Source organism: Mycobacterium sp. IDUB_1 (assembly GCF_055419625.1).
In genome coordinates, this window is sequence record NZ_JBVAYA010000004.1 from 522295 (window position 1) to 536973 (window position 14679).

The following is a 14679-nucleotide window of genomic DNA, read 5'->3' on the forward strand; positions in this document are numbered from 1 at the left end:
GTCAGAATGTCAGACCATGGGCGCTCTTCGGGTCGTCGTCGCCGACGACGACGTGCTGTTGCGGGAGGGGCTGGCCAGTCTGCTCCAACGCTCGGGCCTCGAGGTCCTCGGCCAGGCCGGCGACGCGTCGGCGCTCCTCGATCTGGTCCGCACCGAGAAGCCCGATCTGGTGCTCGTCGACATCCGGATGCCGCCGACCCACACGACGGAGGGCCTCGACGCGGCCCGGGTGATCCGCGAGGAGTCGCCCGACATCGGCATCGTCGTGCTCTCGGCACACGTCGATGTCGAACACGCCATGGAATTGCTCGCCGGCGGCCACGCGATCGGCTACCTGCTCAAAACCCGCGTCACCGACGTCGACGACTTCATCGACACGGTGCAACGCGTGGCCAACGGCGCGTCGGTGGTCGACCCCGCACTGGTGGCCGAGCTGATCGGTGCACGCAAGCGCAACGATCCCCTGGCTGCGCTCAGTGCGCGGGAACACGAAGTCCTCACGCTGATGGCCGAGGGCCTGTCCAACGGTGGTATCGGACGTCGCCTGTGGGTCACCGAGGGCACGGTGGAAAAGCATGTGCGCAGCATCCTGACCAAGCTCGATCTGCCCGAGACCGGTGACGATCACCGCCGCGTGCGCGCGGTGATCCTCTACCTGGAGTCGCGCTGAGCCGTCTTGGAGGGCACGCGACCCAGCATCGTCATCACCGCAGACGGCGACAGTGCCAGCTTGGGCAGGAACCCGAGCGCGCGGCTGGCGTCGATCAGATCGGCGAAATCCTGCTCGTCGTGGGTCGAGGTCAGGATGACCGCGGTGCCGGCCAGGCGCTCGGCCACGTCGAACCCGCTGTCGGCGCCCAGATCCACGTCGACCAGCGCGACGTCGGGGTGTAGCGCGTGCGCCTGCTGCACCGCTTCGCTCGCATCAGCGGCCGTTCCGACCACGACGAAGTCCGCGCGCTCCAGCATGGCGCGCGCGGCGTCGCGGAACGACGAGCTGTCGTCGACGATCAAGCAGCGCACACCGGTCATTCTTCGAGTCTGCCCGGGGGATCCCCTGTTGGCATTCCTGTTAACGGGAATCTCTGCCCTTACCATCGGCGGGTGACCTGGCGTTCGTTTGCGACCACGCTGCTGTCGGTGGTCGTGCGACCCACCGCCCGCCCGCTCGGCGTGGGCATCGTGGTGGCCTGCGTTTTCCTGGTTGCTGAGGTGCTCGCCGTCGTCGCGCTGAAACGGGTTGCGCCCATGAACGCCTTCGGGGCGTTGCTGCTGCTGGGTGTGCTGGTCGTGTCCGCCGGGTGGGGTTTCGGCCTCGCCGTCGCGACGTCGTTCGCAAGCGCGGCGGTGTATGCCTATCTCCATCTCGAGGGCCGCGACAGCCTCGCCCCCGCGGTGGCGGTCTTCCTGACGCTGGCGCTGCTGACCAATGCCCTGGTGGGCCAGGCGCGGGTCCGCGCGGCCGAGGCCGAGCAACGCCGGCGGCAGGCCGACAGGCTGGCCGCGCAGCAGGCCGCGCTGCGTCGCGTCGCCACCCTGGTCGCGCGCGGCGCGGCTCCCACCGAGGTCTTCGGAGTCGCGGTCGAGGAGCTGGCGCGCAGTCTGGGCGTCGATCAGGTCACGCTGCTGCGCTTCGAACCCGACGACATCGCCGTGGTGCTCGCCGCATGCGACCGGCCCGGGAAGCGGAGCCTGGCTCCTGGTGAGCGGCTCTCCCTCTCCGGGGACAGCGTCAGCACGAGAATTCGCCAGCGGGGCGCGCCGGCCCGGATCGAGGACTACGACGAGGCAACGGGCCCGATCGCGACGAGGTTGCGTGTCCTGGGTGTGCGTTCGGCCACCGGCGTGCCCGTGATCGTCGGCGGCGTCGTGCGTGGCGCGTTGTTGGTGGGGTGCCTCGACTCCGAAGAGATCGCCCCCGACCTCGACGCCCACATCGGGGACTTCGCCGATCTGCTCGCCACGGCGATCGCCAACGCGGAAACCCGCGCACAGCTGACCGCGTCGCGGGCGCGCCTCGTCGCGGCCGCCGACGAAGCGCGCCGGGGCTTCGAACGCGACCTCCACGACGGAGCGCAGCAGCGGATCGTCTCGTTGAGCTTGCAGCTGCGAGCCGCCGAGGCAGCCGCCGGCGCCGAAGATGTGCGCGATCAGCTGTCGGCCGCGGTCGCGGGACTGGCGGATCTGTACTCGGACTTGCAGGAGCTCTCCCGAGGGATGCATCCCGCTGTGCTGTCCAAGGGAGGGCTGCCTGCCGCACTGAAGGCGCTGGCGCGCCGCTCGACCGTGCCTGTCGAGGTGACGATCGACGTGGACCGCCGACTGCCCGAATCAGTGGAGGTCGCGGCGTATTACCTTGCGGCAGAAGCGCTCACCAACGCCGCCAAGCATGCCCAAGCGGAGGTGGTCACCATCGATGCCAGGCTGGCGGACGAGACGCTGCACCTGTCGGTGAGCGACGACGGCGTCGGTGGCGCAGAGTCGGGCGCGGGCTCAGGTCTGATGGGTCTGCGAGACAGGGTGGAGGCCCTCTCCGGCTCGCTCACCGTCACGAGTCGGCCCGGCGCGGGCACCCACATCACCGCGACCATTCCGGTCGCCGAGCACGCGGCGTCCTAGCGACTACTTCTTGCGCTGACTCTCGGCGTATTCCTCGGGGCGGTTCTTCTTCATCCACGCCCGCATCGGCCAGAACAGCACCCAGAGAACGGGATACACGGTGACGTAGAACAAGCCGTACACCGCCAGACACCCCAGGATCCCGAGCACCCAGCCGGGGTAGACGATGATCAGGCAGAACTGGATGAACTGTTTCAGCACGACCGGGTAGCCGTCGGACATCGACCAGACAGTCTTCGGACTCAGCGCGTCGAGCAGAGCCCGCCACGTCGAACGCTTCGGCGCGTCGACCGGCTCCTCCTCCAGGGCTCCGCTCGCCGGCTCGGTCATGTCAGAAGTCCCAGTCCTCGTCTTCGGTGTTGACAGCCTTGCCGATGACGTAGCTGGACCCGGAGCCGGAGAAGAAGTCGTGGTTCTCGTCGGCGTTGGGGCTCAGCGCGGACAGGATCGCCGGATTGACGTCGGTCTCGTCCCGCGGGAACAGCGCCTCGTAGCCGAGGTTCATCAGCGCCTTGTTGGCGTTGTAGCGCAGGAACTTCTTCACGTCCTCGGTCAGGCCGACCTCGTCGTAGAGATCCTGGGTGTATTCGACCTCGTTGTCGTAGAGCTCGAACAGCAGTTCGTAGGTGTAGTCCTTGAGCTCCTGGCGGATGCTCTCGTCCGTCAACGCCAGACCGCGCTGGAACTTGTATCCGATGTAGTACCCGTGCACGGCCTCGTCACGGATGATGAGCCGGATCATGTCGGCGGTGTTGGTGAGCTTGGCCCGGCTGCTCCAGTACATCGGCAGGTAGAAGCCGGAATAGAACAGGAAGCTCTCGAGCAGAGTGGATGCGACCTTGCGCTTGAGCGGCTCGTCACCCTTGTAGTAGCGCATGACGATCTCCGCCTTGCGCTGCAGGTTGGGGTTCTCCTCCGACCAGCGGAACGCATCGTCGATGTCGGCGGTCGAGCACAGCGTCGAGAAGATGTTGCTGTAGCTGCGAGCATGCACCGACTCCATGAACGCGATGTTGGTGTACACCGCTTCCTCGTGCGGCGTGAGCGCATCGGGGATCAGGCTGACCGCGCCGACGGTGCCCTGGATCGTGTCGAGCAGGGTCAGTCCGGTGAACACCCGCATCGTCAGTTGCTTCTCGTGGGCGGTGAGCGTGTTCCACGACGGGATGTCGTTGGACACCGGCACCTTCTCCGGCAGCCAGAAATTGCCGGTCAGGCGCTCCCAGACCTCGGCGTCTTTCTCGTCCTGTAGGCGGTTCCAGTTGATCGCAGAAACACGGTCGATCAGCTTGATGCCATCACTCACGAGAACCCCATTTCACCTGGCTGTTTACGCTGTCGTCGCGGGATCCCCCGCACCGCTGCCAACACTACAACTGGGGGGCGACATCGCCATGCTCTACGAGATGTTGTGTTCGGGCGTGTCGCTGATCGTCACTGTTTTCACTACCTTCGCCGGTAGAAGACCATCCCGCCGTGGTGCAGTTCGTCGCCGGTGACGAACGTTCCGGACGCGGTGAAGCCGGTGTCGTCCCAGTACTCGATGCGATTGCCCGTCACCTCGTACCGCCCGGTGTACGCGCTCTGCCGGTCCCCGCGAGCCTCGTCGTAGCGGCCGTCGGGCAGCAATTCCTGCCGGATCTCCCCGTCGGCGGTCACCCACATGCCCACGTATGGGTGGTCGGCGGCGGGTGCGGCCGGTACGCGGGTCAGGAGTTCATCGAGTGCCACCAGGTCGAGGTAGGCCGTCACGCGAATCACCCGCTCGTCGTGCAGCGTCATCACCCAGGCGTAGTCGTTGACGTACGGCCGGCCGTCGCGGGCGGTCGCCGTGCCCCGCCACAGGGCCACGACGGTGTCGCCATCGGTGTGGAGCTCGCGCACGTCGGCCCGGATCTCTCCGGCGAGGCGAGACACGATGGGCCCGGCACCGTCCCGCAGGAAGTCGATTCGACTCGTGTAGGTCGAGGGCCGGACGGCCCGCGCCACCGTCCAGTGGACGTCGTCGGCGAGGATCGAGTAGAAGGTGTCCGCCCTTCCGACGCCAAGCGCGAGGGCGTCGCGCACCACCTGGGCGTTGCGCCCCTCACCCTCGGCGGCATCGGCGGTGCCGGTGCTACTGCAGCCGACGGCCACGGCCGCTGCCGCGCCGATCACAGACGATCTCATTCTCGCGCCCCAGCGCTGATTCTCTCCCGATGTCTTCGTGACCATGACATCGAACCTAGGAACGCGCTGGACGTGCCGGCAGGGTGCAGTTCTCCCAGGGACGCGACGACGGGGACGGGCTCAGGCGACCTGTTCGCGCCGGGTGACGCCCTCGTGCAGCGGCAGGTCCGGGTCGATGCGGATGCCGAGCACCTCACAGGTCCCGTTGATCGAGCCCAGCATGATCGTGGTCAGGTAATCGACGAACTTCTCGGCCGGCAGCCGCCGCGGCATGTCCCGCGCAGTGCCGAGCCACCAGTCGGTCGCAGAGGCCGCAGCCCCGAAGGTCGCGAACGCGGCCAGCTCGAACGCCGCGCCGTCGAGCTCCATGTCCTGAAGTTCGTGGCTGAACATGTCGGCCATCGCCAGCGTGATGTCACGGCCCTCGTTCACCGCACGGATCGTCGACTCGCTTTCGGCGAACCGGCCCTGCATCAGGAACCGGATCACGTTCGGGTGGTCGTCGACCAGCCGGACGTATTGCTCGACGGCGCGACGGATGATCGTGTGCGCCGGATCAGTCGAGACGTCGATGGACGGGAAGATGGCCGACCACAACATGTCCCGCATGCGCTGGCCGATCGCCTGGAAAAGGTCCGATTTGTCGGTGAAGTGCCGGTAGATCTTGGGTTTGGCCGTGCCCGCCTCTTCGGCGATCTCCCGCAGTGAGACATCGGGGCCCTGCTGGTCGATCGCCCGGAATGCCGCGTCGACGATCTCGGACCGCACCTTCTTGCGGTGTTCGCGCCAGCGTTCGCTACGGGCGTCCACCTTGACGCCCGGCTCGTCGGCTGCGCGCCTGCTCGGCCCTCGTCGCACGCGGACACTCTACCCGGTACAGATGCGGCTGACCTGCCCCGACCGCGCGCCGCGGGAAGCGCGTCACCAACAGATCATCACGGCCGTGCCGCGCAGCGCGCCTCCGAATCGGTACTATCTCGGGCGACAGCCGCGCAACGAGACGAGAGATATGACGCAGCGATACGACCTGGTCATCGCAGGTGGGGGGCCGTCGGGATCGGCGGCCGCATGGCAGGCCGCCCAGACCGGAGCGAACGTGGTGGTGCTCGACAAGGCACAGTTCCCGCGGGCCAAACCCTGCGGCGACGGCCTGACCGCGCGCGCCGTGAGCTACCTGCAGAAGATGGGGCTGGCCGACGAGGTGGCCACCTATCACCGCGTCAACCGGGTGACCGTCTTCAGCCCCAGCCGCTGGGAACTGTCGTTCCCGACGCGTCCCGGCATGCCCAACCACGGGCACACCGTGAGCCGCGAGCACCTCGACACGACGCTGCTCAAGCACGCCGAATCCGCGGGTGCCGAAGTGCGCCAGGGCGCGGAGGTGGCAGGACCGGAGCTCGACGCCAACGGACGCGTCATCGGTGTCGTCCTCAAGGGCGGCGAGAAGGTGTACGGCGACGCGGTGATCGCCGCCGACGGCGCCTACTCCCCCATCAAGCGCGCGCTGAAGATCGACTCCGAGTACAACGGCTACTCGGCGATCGCGATCCGGTCGGAGATGCCGGCCAACCGCGCGGACTCCGACAGCCTCGACATCTACCTCAAGCTGCAGTTCCAGGGTGACCAGCTGCCCGGTTACGGGTGGGTCTTCCCGATGGGCGACGGCATCTTCAACATCGGCCTGGGCTACGTCAACAGCTACAAGAACTGGCAGTCCATCAACGCGACCCAGTTCCTGGGCGACTTCCTGCGCACACTGCCCCGAGAGTGGGATCTGCCGCCCATCGAGGAGCTGAAGAAGAACAAGAGCGTGCGCGCCTGGCGGTTGCCCATGGGGTTCACCGCCTGGCCGGCGTGGCGCCCAGGTGTGCTGTTCACGGGCGACTCGCTGGGCGCAGGCAAACCGGCATCGGGCGCGGGCATTTCGAAGGCACTGGAGTCCGGATTGGCCGCGGGTGAGTGCGCGATCGCCGCGCTGACCAACGGCGGGCCCGACGATTTCACGAACTACGGGCAGCGCATGGAAGCCGCGTGGGGCCGGGAGTACAAGCGCGGCAGGTACTTCCACAAGCTGGCGGGCATTCCGGCGGTCGCCAACACCGGTATCAAGCTGATCGACAACGCCCACTTCCGCGACCGGATGCTCAAGTCGCTGTACAAGAAGGCCCAGGGCCCCCAGCACACCTTCTAGAGACCACCCCGCCGCAATGTCGGCGCCCCGCCGGGTGTTGGAGTGACAGTCCACACCCGGCGGTGTGGTGTCAGGGGTCGGCGCTACGGTCGCCCTATGGAGCAACGCATCAGCCTGATCACGCTCGGTGTCGACGACCTCGCGCGGGCGCGCCGGTTCTACGAGGACGGTCTTGGTTGGCTGCCCCACGACGCGCCCGAGGGCGTGGTGTTCTACCAAATGCCCGGTATTGCGTTGGCGTTGTTCGGTCGCGCGGATCTGGCCGAGGACGCTCACCATCCCGTGGACGGACGGTTCAGTGGGATCACGATCGCAATCAATCAGCGCTCCGAAGCCGACGTCGACGCGGTGCTGGAGCAGGCTGTTGCCGCGGGTGGCACGCTGCTGAAGCCGGCTGAAAGGGTCTTCTGGGGCGGGTATTCGGGATACTTCGCCGACCCGGACGGGCACGTGTGGGAGGTGGCGCTGAACCCGGCGTGGACGATCAACGACGACGGCACGCTGACGCTCTGACGCTCCGCGGTCAGCGGCCCCGCTGGGCTCGGCCGGGTTTGCGGGCCACCTTGCCCGCGGCGGCGCGGGCGGCCTGCTTGGCCAGTGTTTTCTCGCGTGCGGTGCGCTTGGGCGCCGGTTCCGTCTGACCGCGGGACGAGCCGGGCTTGCGGCCGCGGACGACACCGATGAAGTCGTCGACGAGTGCTGATTGCGGACCCTGCGGCACGGCGAGCGCGACAGCGCAGGTAGGCGCGTCCACGATAGGCCGGTAGGTGATGTCTTTCCGGTGATGCAGGCGCGCCAGCGACTGCGGGACGATCAGCACGCCGGCCCCTGCAGCGACGAGTTCGATTGCAGCTGGCGTGTTTTCGGGCCGATGCTCGGCCGGGGTACCGGGTGCGTCAGGCCAGTCGACGACGTCGTCGAGGGGCACGAGCCGTGACTCGTCGGCGAGATCGGCGGCGGTGATCTCGTCGGCGGCGCTCAGCAGGTGATCCGCCGCGACGACGGCGACTGTGGTTTCGGCGTAGAGCGGGATGACCGCCAGCCCGGAGGTGTCGGTGGGCAGGCGCAGGACCGCGACGTCGACGGTACCGTCGCGTACGGCCTCAGCAGCCTCGGCCGCGGGAATCGTGGTGAGCTCCAGCCGAACCTGCGGGTGACGCTGCGTCCAGTGGCGCGCCCATTTCGCGGGCGTGCCGCCCGGGACGTAGCCGACCGTGAGCGACGGCTGCGACGGCGGGACCATCGCCACAGGCTACCGATACCCTGAGCGTCATGAGCAGGCCGAATTCGCAGTCGATGAAACCCGCGACCGCGGCGAAGAAGCTGGACGTCTACCTGCCGGCGACACCCGAGGAGTTCCAGAGCAACGCCATCACCCGCGACGAGCTCGCTGGGTTGCAGGCCGATCCTCCGCAGTGGCTGCAGGATCTTCGCAAGAACGGCCCGCATCCGAAGAACCTGGTGGCGGCGAAGCTGGGGGTGTCGATCGCGGGGTTGGCCCGCGGAGGGGTCACCGAGGCGCTGACCACCGAGCAGATCGACGCGCTGCTCGCCGATAAGCCGGAGTGGTTGGTCGCCGAACGCGAGAGCTACCAGAACGTGCTCCGCGAAGAGCGTCGCCTGAAGGCCGCACGCGCGGATCAGGCTTCCGAGAAGTAGGCCCGACCCTTTCGAGCGTGGGCATTGTGCACGCGAAAGTGGCTTTCGCCGTGCACAACCCCCACGCTCGAACCGTCGGCCTTTCGCCTGACTCTCACAGGCTCGTCAGCAGGGTATCCCTGAAGACCGGGAGGTGGCTTTTTCCGGTTTCACCCGTGCGCTCTTCGACGCATTTCACTACTGCATTTCCCATACGCGTGACCTCCTTCGCGATGATCGTCGACAGGTACCCGATAACTTCCGATACTGCGAATCCCACAAGAAAACTCATGGGACCGACGGTCATGAACACAATGGCTGCCATCATCAGCCTGAGAACACCACCTCCCAGGGACGCCGACCTTAGTCAGCGTTTCGGCAATTCAGTTGTCGTAGCTCAGCTCACAACATGCAGCTGACGCAACCCTCCACCTCAGTGCCTTCCAGCGCCATCTGGCGAAGCCGGATGTAGTACAGCGTCTTGATTCCCTTGCGCCAGGCGTAGATCTGCGCCTTGTTCACGTCGCGCGTGGTCGCGGTGTCCTTGAAGAACAACGTCAGTGACAGACCCTGATCCACGTGCTGGGTGGCCGCGGCGTAGGTGTCGATGATCTTCTCGTACCCGATCTCGTAGGCATCCTGGTAGTACTCCAGGTTGTCGTTGGTCAGGTACGGCGCCGGGTAGTAGACGCGACCGATCTTGCCTTCCTTGCGGATCTCGATCTTGCTCGCCACAGGGTGGATCGAGCTGGTCGAGTGGTTGATGTAGCTGATCGACCCGGTCGGCGGAACCGCCTGCAGGTTCTGGTTGTAGATGCCGTGCTTCTGCACCGACTCCTTGAGTCGCTTCCAGTCCTCCTGGGTCGGAATCCGGATGCCGGCGTCGGCGAAGATCTGCCGCACCTTGTCGGTGGCCGGCTCCCACACCTGATCGGTGTACTTGTCGAAGAACTCCCCCGACGCGTACTTCGAGCGCTCGAACCCGCCAAAGGCCCGACCTCGTTCGATCGCAATGCGATTCGACGCCTGCAGCGCGTGATAGAGCACCGTGTAGAAGTAGATGTTGGTGAAGTCCACACCCTCTTCCGAGCCGTACATGATGCGCTCACGTGCCAGATAGCCGTGCAGGTTCATCTGTCCCAGACCGATGGCGTGGGATTCGTTGTTGCCCTGCTCGATCGACGGCACCGACGTGATCGAGGTCTGGTCGCTCACCGCGGTCAAGGCGCGAATCGACACCTCGATGGTCTGCGCGAAGTCCGGTGAATCCATGGCTTTCGCGATGTTCAGCGAGCCGAGGTTGCAGGAGATGTCCTTGCCGACCTTGGCATAGGACAGGTCGTCGTTGAACTCCGAGGGCGTGGACACCTGCAGGATCTCCGAGCACAGGTTGCTGTGGGTGATCTTGCCGTCGATCGGGTTGGCGCGGTTCACCGTGTCCTCGTACATGATGTACGGGTAGCCGGACTCGAACTGCAGCTCCGCCAGGGTCTGGAAGAACTCGCGCGCCTTGATCTTGGTCTTGCGAATCCGCGCGTCGTCGACCATCTCGTAGTACTTCTCGGTCACCGAGATGTCAGCGAACGCCTTGCCGTAGACCTTCTCCACGTCATAGGGCGAGAAGAGGTACATGTCCTCGTTCTTCTTCGCCAACTCGAAGGTGATGTCCGGGATCACCACGCCCAGCGAGAGCGTCTTGATGCGGATCTTCTCGTCGGCGTTCTCGCGCTTGGTGTCGAGGAACCGGTAGATGTCGGGGTGGTGCGCGTGCAGGTACACCGCACCGGCGCCCTGGCGGGCGCCCAGCTGGTTGGCGTAGGAGAACGAGTCCTCGAGCAGCTTCATGATCGGGATGACGCCCGAGCTCTGGTTCTCGATGTTCTTGATCGGCGCGCCGTGCTCACGAATGTTGCTCAGCAGCAACGCGACTCCGCCACCGCGCTTGGACAGCTGCAGTGCCGAGTTGATGGAGCGACCGATCGACTCCATGTTGTCCTCGATGCGCAGCAGGAAGCAGCTCACCGGCTCGCCGCGCTGCTTCTTGCCCGAGTTGAGGAACGTCGGCGTCGCCGGCTGGAAGCGGCCGTCCATGATCTCGTCGACCAGCTTCTCGGCCAGCGTGGTGTCGCCGGAAGCCAGCGTCAGCGCCACCATCACCACACGATCTTCGAAGCGCTCGAGGTAGCGCTTTCCGTCGAAGGTCTTCAGCGTGTAGGAGGTGTAGTACTTGAACGCGCCCAGGAACGTCGGGAACCGGAACTTCTTGGCGTACGCACGATCTAACAGCGTCTTGACGAAGTTGCGCGAGTACTGGTCGAGCACCTCACGCTCGTAGTACTCCTTCTGCACCAGGTAGTCGAGCTTCTCGTCCTGATTGTGGAAGAAGACGGTGTTCTGGTTCACGTGCTGCAGGAAGTACTCCCGCGCCGCCTGGACGTCCTTGTCGAACTGGATCTTGCCGTCGGCGTCGTACAGGTTCAGCATCGCGTTCAGGGCGTGGTAATCCATCTCGCCCGGAAGCGCGTGCACGCCGGTGGTGGTTACAGGTTCTGCAGCTGTGACGGTTGGTGGCACGTCTGGTCCTTCCAGAAGTCTTGTAATCCTGCGCGGACGGCGAACACATCGTCCGTCGTTCCCATGAGTTCGAACCTGTAGAGAAAGGGGACGCCGCACTTACGTGAGACGACCACCCCGGCGTAGCCGAATTCGGCGCCGAAATTGGTGTTGCCCGCGGAGATGACACCGCGGATCAACGACCGGTTGTGTTCATCGTTGAGGAATGCGATCACCTGCTTGGGGACGTATCCCCCGCGATCGGGATCGGGGCCGTTGGCGTGCCCGCCGCCATAGGTGGGCAGGACGAGCACGTACGGCTCGTCTACCTGGATCCGCTCCTTGAGGGGAATCCGTATAGCGGGCAGTTCGAGCTTCTGCACGAACCGATGCGTGTTCTCCGACACGCTGGAGAAGTAGACGAGGTTGCTCACTCCCCTGCTCCTCTCGGTCGATGCGTCGGACGGTCCTGTCAGTGGTTCAGGCGGTGACGGCGGATGCGCCGGCGAGGGCCTTGATGCGGTCCGGGCGGAAACCCGACCAGTGGTCGTTGCCGGCCACCACGACGGGTGCCTGCAGGTAACCGAGCGCCATCACGTAATCGCGCGCCTCGGTGTCCACGCTGATGTCGACGACGTCGTAGGCCACGCCTGCCTTGTCGAGCGCCTTGTAGGTGGCGTTGCACTGAACGCAGGCCGGCTTGGTGTACACGGTGACAGTCATTTGCGCGCTCCCTCAGCGAAAATTTTCATCAACAACGGGTGTTTTTCCTGATAACTGCAAGTCCCTGCACACCCCATCCGACGATCACCTGCCCGGGCGATCTACCCTCCCCGCTCTCAACGCCGATCCGAGGAGGTAACTTCCCCCGAGATCCCCGCCGAGCGCAGATCGCGTCTTGTGTCGCTCTCCACCCTAGGGCACTAGATGTTGTGCCTCGTTAGTAGAGCACACACAAGATGGTCTTAATAACACGTTTGGAATTTTCCCTGGTCACCCCGGTGTGTCGCGCCGATTTCGGCGTGTCAGACATCACATCAGGGCCCGCGCGCATCCATGTGTCTGGTCTACCAGGACCCACCGACAACAACGCCCCTACCGGCGCCACCCCCGTAAAAGCCCAGCAAACAACATCGCCCGGCCTTGCTCGAGGAGCAAGGCCGGGCGAGTCGAGTGGAAGTCAGCCGATCTCGGCGACCAGTTTGCCGACGATGTCGCGCAGCTTGGCGACCACATCAGCGCTCTCTCGAGGGTGCTTGCCGTCGAGCGTCTGCGCGGGCAGCGAGAAGTCGAGGTCTTCCACGACACGCGGACCGGCGATACCGAACGACTTGCGGGTCTCGTCGTGCGCCCACACGCCGCCGTACTGCCCGAGCGCTGCTCCGACGACGGCCAGCGGCTTGTCCTTGAGTGCGCTGTCACCGTAGGGCCGCGACAACCAGTCGATCGCGTTCTTCAGGACGCCGGGGATGCTGCCGTTGTATTCGGGAGTGACGACGAGCGCCGCATCGGCGCGGCCGGCAGCCTCCCGCAGAGCCTTCACCGGTTCCGGCACCGACTCGTTGTCGATGTCCTCGTTGTAGAACGGCAGCTCGCCGAGGCGATCGAACTGTTCCAGGATGACCCCGTCCGGCGCTGTCTCAGCGGCCAGATCGGCCAACTGCCGGTTGATCGACTCCTTCCGCAAGCTGCCGACCAGGACCAGAACCGTACTCTCCGCCATCACTTCTCCTATCCGTCATTCGCGATCGTCGTGTGGATACTTGCAGAGTTTAACCGGACCGCGGTCCGATTGATTCCGGCTGAGTTAAAGTTGCCAGGTGAGCGCCTCTGACGGCCTGACGATGCTGTCGGTCAGCGATTCCGGCCCACCCGAGCGGGGTGATGCCGCGCGCAACCGCGCGTTGCTGCTGGACGCTGCGCGCCGACTCGTCGCCGAGCACGGGGCCGAGGCCGTCACCACCGACGACATCGCCGCTGCCGCCGGCGTCGGCAAGGGGACGCTGTTCCGCCGGTTCGGCAGTCGCGCCGGGTTGATGATCGTGCTGCTCGACGAGGACGAGAAGGCTCAGCAGCAGGCCATCCTGTTCGGCCCGCCTCCCCTGGGCCCGGGAGCCCCGCCGCTGGAGCGGCTGATCGCCTATGGCCGCGAACGGCTGTGCTTCGTCAACAGCCACCACGCCCTGCTCTCCGATGTCGGCCGGGACCCGCAGATGCGCTTCAACGCGCCGATGATGCTGCACCACCGCCACGTCCGCGTGCTGCTGGACGACGGCGGCACCAGCGGTGACCTCGACGCCCAGGCCACGGCGCTGCTGGCTCTCCTCGACGCCGACTACGTCCGCCACGAGACCACCGACCGTGGCCGCACGCTGGACGAACTCGGCGACGCATGGGAGACGCTGGCCCGCAAGATCTGCGGCACATGATCGCCGGGGGACAGACAACCGGGTGGATTCTGCACGTGGACCTCGACCAGTTCCTCGCCTCGGTCGAACTGCGGCGCCGACCCGATCTGGTCGGCCTTCCCGTCATCGTCGGCGGCAGCGGCGACCCGTCCGAGGCGCGCAAGGTCGTCACCTGTGCGTCGTATGAGGCCCGCGCACACGGCGTGCACGCGGGGATGCCCCTGCGGGTGGCGGCACGACGCTGCCCGGAGGCCACATTCCTGCCGTCCGATCCCGACGCCTACGACGCCGCCTCCGAGCAGGTGATGGCCGCGCTTCGCGACCTGGGTCATCCTGTCGAGGTGTGGGGTTGGGACGAGGCGTACGTGGACGGCGGCCAGACCGATCCGTTCGCGCTGGCCAAGCGCATCCAGGAGACGATCACCGCGGAGACCGGACTGTCCTGTTCGGTCGGCATCAGCGACAACAAGCAGCGGGCCAAAGTGGCGACCGGCTTCGGCAAGCCGGGCGGGATCGCCGCGCTGACCGACGAGAACTGGATGTCGATGATGGGCGAGCGGCCCGTCGACGCACTGTGGGGGATCGGCCCCAAGACGTCCAAAAAGCTTGCCGCGATGGGTATCACGACCGTCGCCGAGTTGTCGGCGACCGACGCCGAGGCACTCACGGCGACCTTCGGCCCCACCACCGGATTGTGGATCTTGTTGCTCGCCAAGGGTGGAGGCGACACGACGGTCCGCGCCGACCCGTGGGTGCCGCGCTCCCGCAGTCATGTCGTCACGTTTTCCGAGGACCTCACCGATGATGCCGAGATGGCCGCTGCTGTCACCGATCTCGCGCGGCGCACGCTGGCAGAGATCGTCGAACAGCAGCGGGTGGTCACCCGGGTGGCGGTCACCGTGCGCACCGCGACGTTCTACACCCGCACCAAGATCCGCACACTGCCCGCACCGACGGTCGACTCCGACTCCGTCGTCGCCACCGCGCTCGCCCTCCTCGGGGACTTCGATCTCACGCGTCCCGTGCGGCTCCTCGGGGTTCGCCTCGAGCTGTCGATGACCGACGTCGCACCTGTCGGTGCCGGCGGCTAACGTCGGTCGG

General features: G+C 66.0%; 18 protein-coding genes and 1 other RNA gene. 7 read left to right on the plus strand and 12 right to left on the minus strand.

Annotated elements, in window-relative coordinates; all coding sequences use genetic code 11:
- Positions 1-16 precede the first annotated feature (16 nt).
- Positions 17-670, plus strand: a complete 654-nt coding sequence (locus tag ACZYYX_RS23485) for a response regulator transcription factor (RefSeq protein WP_463817015.1) — start codon at positions 17-19, stop codon at positions 668-670.
- Here the strand turns inward: ACZYYX_RS23485 and ACZYYX_RS23490 are convergent.
- On the minus strand, positions 652-1032 hold the full coding sequence (locus ACZYYX_RS23490; RefSeq protein WP_463817016.1) for a response regulator: 381 nt from the start codon (positions 1030-1032) through the stop codon (positions 652-654). The genes ACZYYX_RS23485 and ACZYYX_RS23490 overlap by 19 nt on opposite strands.
- Positions 1033-1104: 72 nt before the next feature.
- Here ACZYYX_RS23490 and ACZYYX_RS23495 point away from each other — a divergent pair, with 72 nt between their 5' ends.
- Entirely contained in the window at positions 1105-2619 is a 1515-nt protein-coding gene (locus ACZYYX_RS23495) for a GAF domain-containing sensor histidine kinase (RefSeq protein ID WP_463817017.1), read from the plus strand.
- 3 nt (positions 2620-2622) lie between these two features.
- On the opposite strand, the gene ACZYYX_RS23500 is transcribed toward ACZYYX_RS23495, so the two are convergent.
- From ACZYYX_RS23500 to ACZYYX_RS23515, 4 genes are all read right to left on the minus strand, one after another.
- Entirely contained in the window at positions 2623-2949 is a 327-nt protein-coding gene (locus ACZYYX_RS23500) for a hypothetical protein (RefSeq protein WP_463817018.1), read from the minus strand.
- 1 nt (position 2950) lies between these two features.
- Entirely contained in the window at positions 2951-3913 is a 963-nt protein-coding gene (gene nrdF / locus ACZYYX_RS23505; RefSeq protein WP_463817212.1) for a class 1b ribonucleoside-diphosphate reductase subunit beta, read from the minus strand.
- Between the two features lie 152 nt (positions 3914-4065).
- The gene (locus ACZYYX_RS23510; protein WP_463817019.1) at positions 4066-4788 is read right to left on the minus strand and encodes an Atu4866 domain-containing protein; all 723 of its coding nucleotides are present in this window, start codon (positions 4786-4788) and stop codon (positions 4066-4068) included.
- Positions 4789-4908: 120 nt separating this feature from the next.
- On the minus strand, positions 4909-5646 hold the full coding sequence (locus ACZYYX_RS23515; protein ID WP_463817020.1) for a TetR/AcrR family transcriptional regulator: 738 nt from the start codon (positions 5644-5646) through the stop codon (positions 4909-4911).
- 151 nt (positions 5647-5797) lie between these two features.
- Here ACZYYX_RS23515 and ACZYYX_RS23520 point away from each other — a divergent pair, with 151 nt between their 5' ends.
- On the plus strand, positions 5798-6979 hold the full coding sequence (locus ACZYYX_RS23520; protein ID WP_463817021.1) for a geranylgeranyl reductase family protein: 1182 nt from the start codon (positions 5798-5800) through the stop codon (positions 6977-6979).
- A 96-nt stretch (positions 6980-7075) separates the two neighbouring features.
- Positions 7076-7492, plus strand: coding sequence for a VOC family protein (locus ACZYYX_RS23525; RefSeq protein ID WP_463817022.1), 417 nt, complete (start codon positions 7076-7078; stop codon positions 7490-7492).
- 10 nt (positions 7493-7502) lie between these two features.
- Here the strand turns inward: ACZYYX_RS23525 and ACZYYX_RS23530 are convergent, their stop codons facing one another.
- Entirely contained in the window at positions 7503-8222 is a 720-nt protein-coding gene (locus ACZYYX_RS23530; RefSeq protein WP_463817024.1) for a LysR family transcriptional regulator substrate-binding protein, read from the minus strand.
- Positions 8223-8251: 29 nt separating this feature from the next.
- Between ACZYYX_RS23530 and ACZYYX_RS23535 the strand changes: the two genes are divergently transcribed.
- On the plus strand, positions 8252-8638 hold the full coding sequence (locus ACZYYX_RS23535; RefSeq protein WP_463817025.1) for a DUF5997 family protein: 387 nt from the start codon (positions 8252-8254) through the stop codon (positions 8636-8638).
- Between the two features lie 94 nt (positions 8639-8732).
- On the opposite strand, the gene ACZYYX_RS23540 is transcribed toward ACZYYX_RS23535, so the two are convergent.
- The 6 genes from ACZYYX_RS23540 to ACZYYX_RS23565 form a co-directional block, all read right to left on the minus strand.
- A complete protein-coding gene (locus ACZYYX_RS23540) occupies positions 8733-8909 on the minus strand; it encodes a hypothetical protein (protein WP_463817026.1) in 177 nt (58 codons plus the stop codon).
- A 20-nt stretch (positions 8910-8929) separates the two neighbouring features.
- Positions 8930-8998, minus strand: an RNA gene (locus tag ACZYYX_RS23545) — hammerhead ribozyme type II.
- A 21-nt stretch (positions 8999-9019) separates the two neighbouring features.
- Positions 9020-11191 (minus strand): class 1b ribonucleoside-diphosphate reductase subunit alpha, encoded by a 2172-nt coding sequence (nrdE, locus tag ACZYYX_RS23550; protein WP_463817027.1) that lies wholly within the window; start codon positions 11189-11191, stop codon positions 9020-9022.
- The gene (gene nrdI, locus ACZYYX_RS23555) at positions 11158-11604 is read right to left on the minus strand and encodes a class Ib ribonucleoside-diphosphate reductase assembly flavoprotein NrdI (RefSeq protein ID WP_463817029.1); all 447 of its coding nucleotides are present in this window, start codon (positions 11602-11604) and stop codon (positions 11158-11160) included. The genes nrdE and nrdI overlap by 34 nt, the downstream gene beginning before the upstream one ends.
- 46 nt (positions 11605-11650) lie before the next feature.
- Positions 11651-11893, minus strand: coding sequence for a glutaredoxin-like protein NrdH (nrdH, locus tag ACZYYX_RS23560; RefSeq protein WP_463817030.1), 243 nt, complete (start codon positions 11891-11893; stop codon positions 11651-11653).
- A gap of 457 nt (positions 11894-12350) precedes the next feature.
- A complete protein-coding gene (locus ACZYYX_RS23565) occupies positions 12351-12893 on the minus strand; it encodes an NAD(P)H-dependent oxidoreductase (protein WP_463817031.1) in 543 nt (180 codons plus the stop codon).
- Positions 12894-13014: 121 nt separating this feature from the next.
- Here ACZYYX_RS23565 and ACZYYX_RS23570 point away from each other — a divergent pair, with 121 nt between their 5' ends.
- Both ACZYYX_RS23570 and ACZYYX_RS23575 read left to right on the plus strand, forming a co-directional pair.
- Entirely contained in the window at positions 13015-13599 is a 585-nt protein-coding gene (locus tag ACZYYX_RS23570; protein ID WP_463817214.1) for a TetR/AcrR family transcriptional regulator, read from the plus strand.
- Positions 13596-14669, plus strand: a complete 1074-nt coding sequence (locus ACZYYX_RS23575) for a DNA polymerase IV (RefSeq protein ID WP_463817032.1) — start codon at positions 13596-13598, stop codon at positions 14667-14669. Before ACZYYX_RS23570 ends, ACZYYX_RS23575 begins: the two co-directional genes overlap by 4 nt.
- Positions 14670-14679 lie beyond the last annotated feature (10 nt).

Excerpts from the sequence above, each read along its gene's own strand:
- ACZYYX_RS23485 (WP_463817015.1), top strand. The coding sequence starts at position 17 with ATGGGCGCTCTTCGGGTCGTCGTCGCCGACGACGACGTGCTGTTGCGG.
- ACZYYX_RS23490 (WP_463817016.1), bottom strand. The coding sequence starts at position 1,032 with ATGACCGGTGTGCGCTGCTTGATCGTCGACGACAGCTCGTCGTTCCGC.
- ACZYYX_RS23500 (WP_463817018.1), bottom strand. The coding sequence starts at position 2,949 with ATGACCGAGCCGGCGAGCGGAGCCCTGGAGGAGGAGCCGGTCGACGCG.
- ACZYYX_RS23510 (WP_463817019.1), bottom strand. The coding sequence starts at position 4,788 with ATGAGATCGTCTGTGATCGGCGCGGCAGCGGCCGTGGCCGTCGGCTGC.
- ACZYYX_RS23520 (WP_463817021.1), top strand. The coding sequence starts at position 5,798 with ATGACGCAGCGATACGACCTGGTCATCGCAGGTGGGGGGCCGTCGGGA.
- ACZYYX_RS23525 (WP_463817022.1), top strand. The coding sequence starts at position 7,076 with ATGGAGCAACGCATCAGCCTGATCACGCTCGGTGTCGACGACCTCGCG.
- ACZYYX_RS23530 (WP_463817024.1), bottom strand. The coding sequence starts at position 8,222 with ATGGTCCCGCCGTCGCAGCCGTCGCTCACGGTCGGCTACGTCCCGGGC.
- ACZYYX_RS23535 (WP_463817025.1), top strand. The coding sequence starts at position 8,252 with ATGAGCAGGCCGAATTCGCAGTCGATGAAACCCGCGACCGCGGCGAAG.
- ACZYYX_RS23540 (WP_463817026.1), bottom strand. The coding sequence starts at position 8,909 with ATGAGTTTTCTTGTGGGATTCGCAGTATCGGAAGTTATCGGGTACCTG.
- nrdH (WP_463817030.1), bottom strand. The coding sequence starts at position 11,893 with ATGACTGTCACCGTGTACACCAAGCCGGCCTGCGTTCAGTGCAACGCC.
- ACZYYX_RS23565 (WP_463817031.1), bottom strand. The coding sequence starts at position 12,893 with ATGGCGGAGAGTACGGTTCTGGTCCTGGTCGGCAGCTTGCGGAAGGAG.
- ACZYYX_RS23570 (WP_463817214.1), top strand. The coding sequence starts at position 13,015 with ATGCTGTCGGTCAGCGATTCCGGCCCACCCGAGCGGGGTGATGCCGCG.
- ACZYYX_RS23575 (WP_463817032.1), top strand. The coding sequence starts at position 13,596 with ATGATCGCCGGGGGACAGACAACCGGGTGGATTCTGCACGTGGACCTC.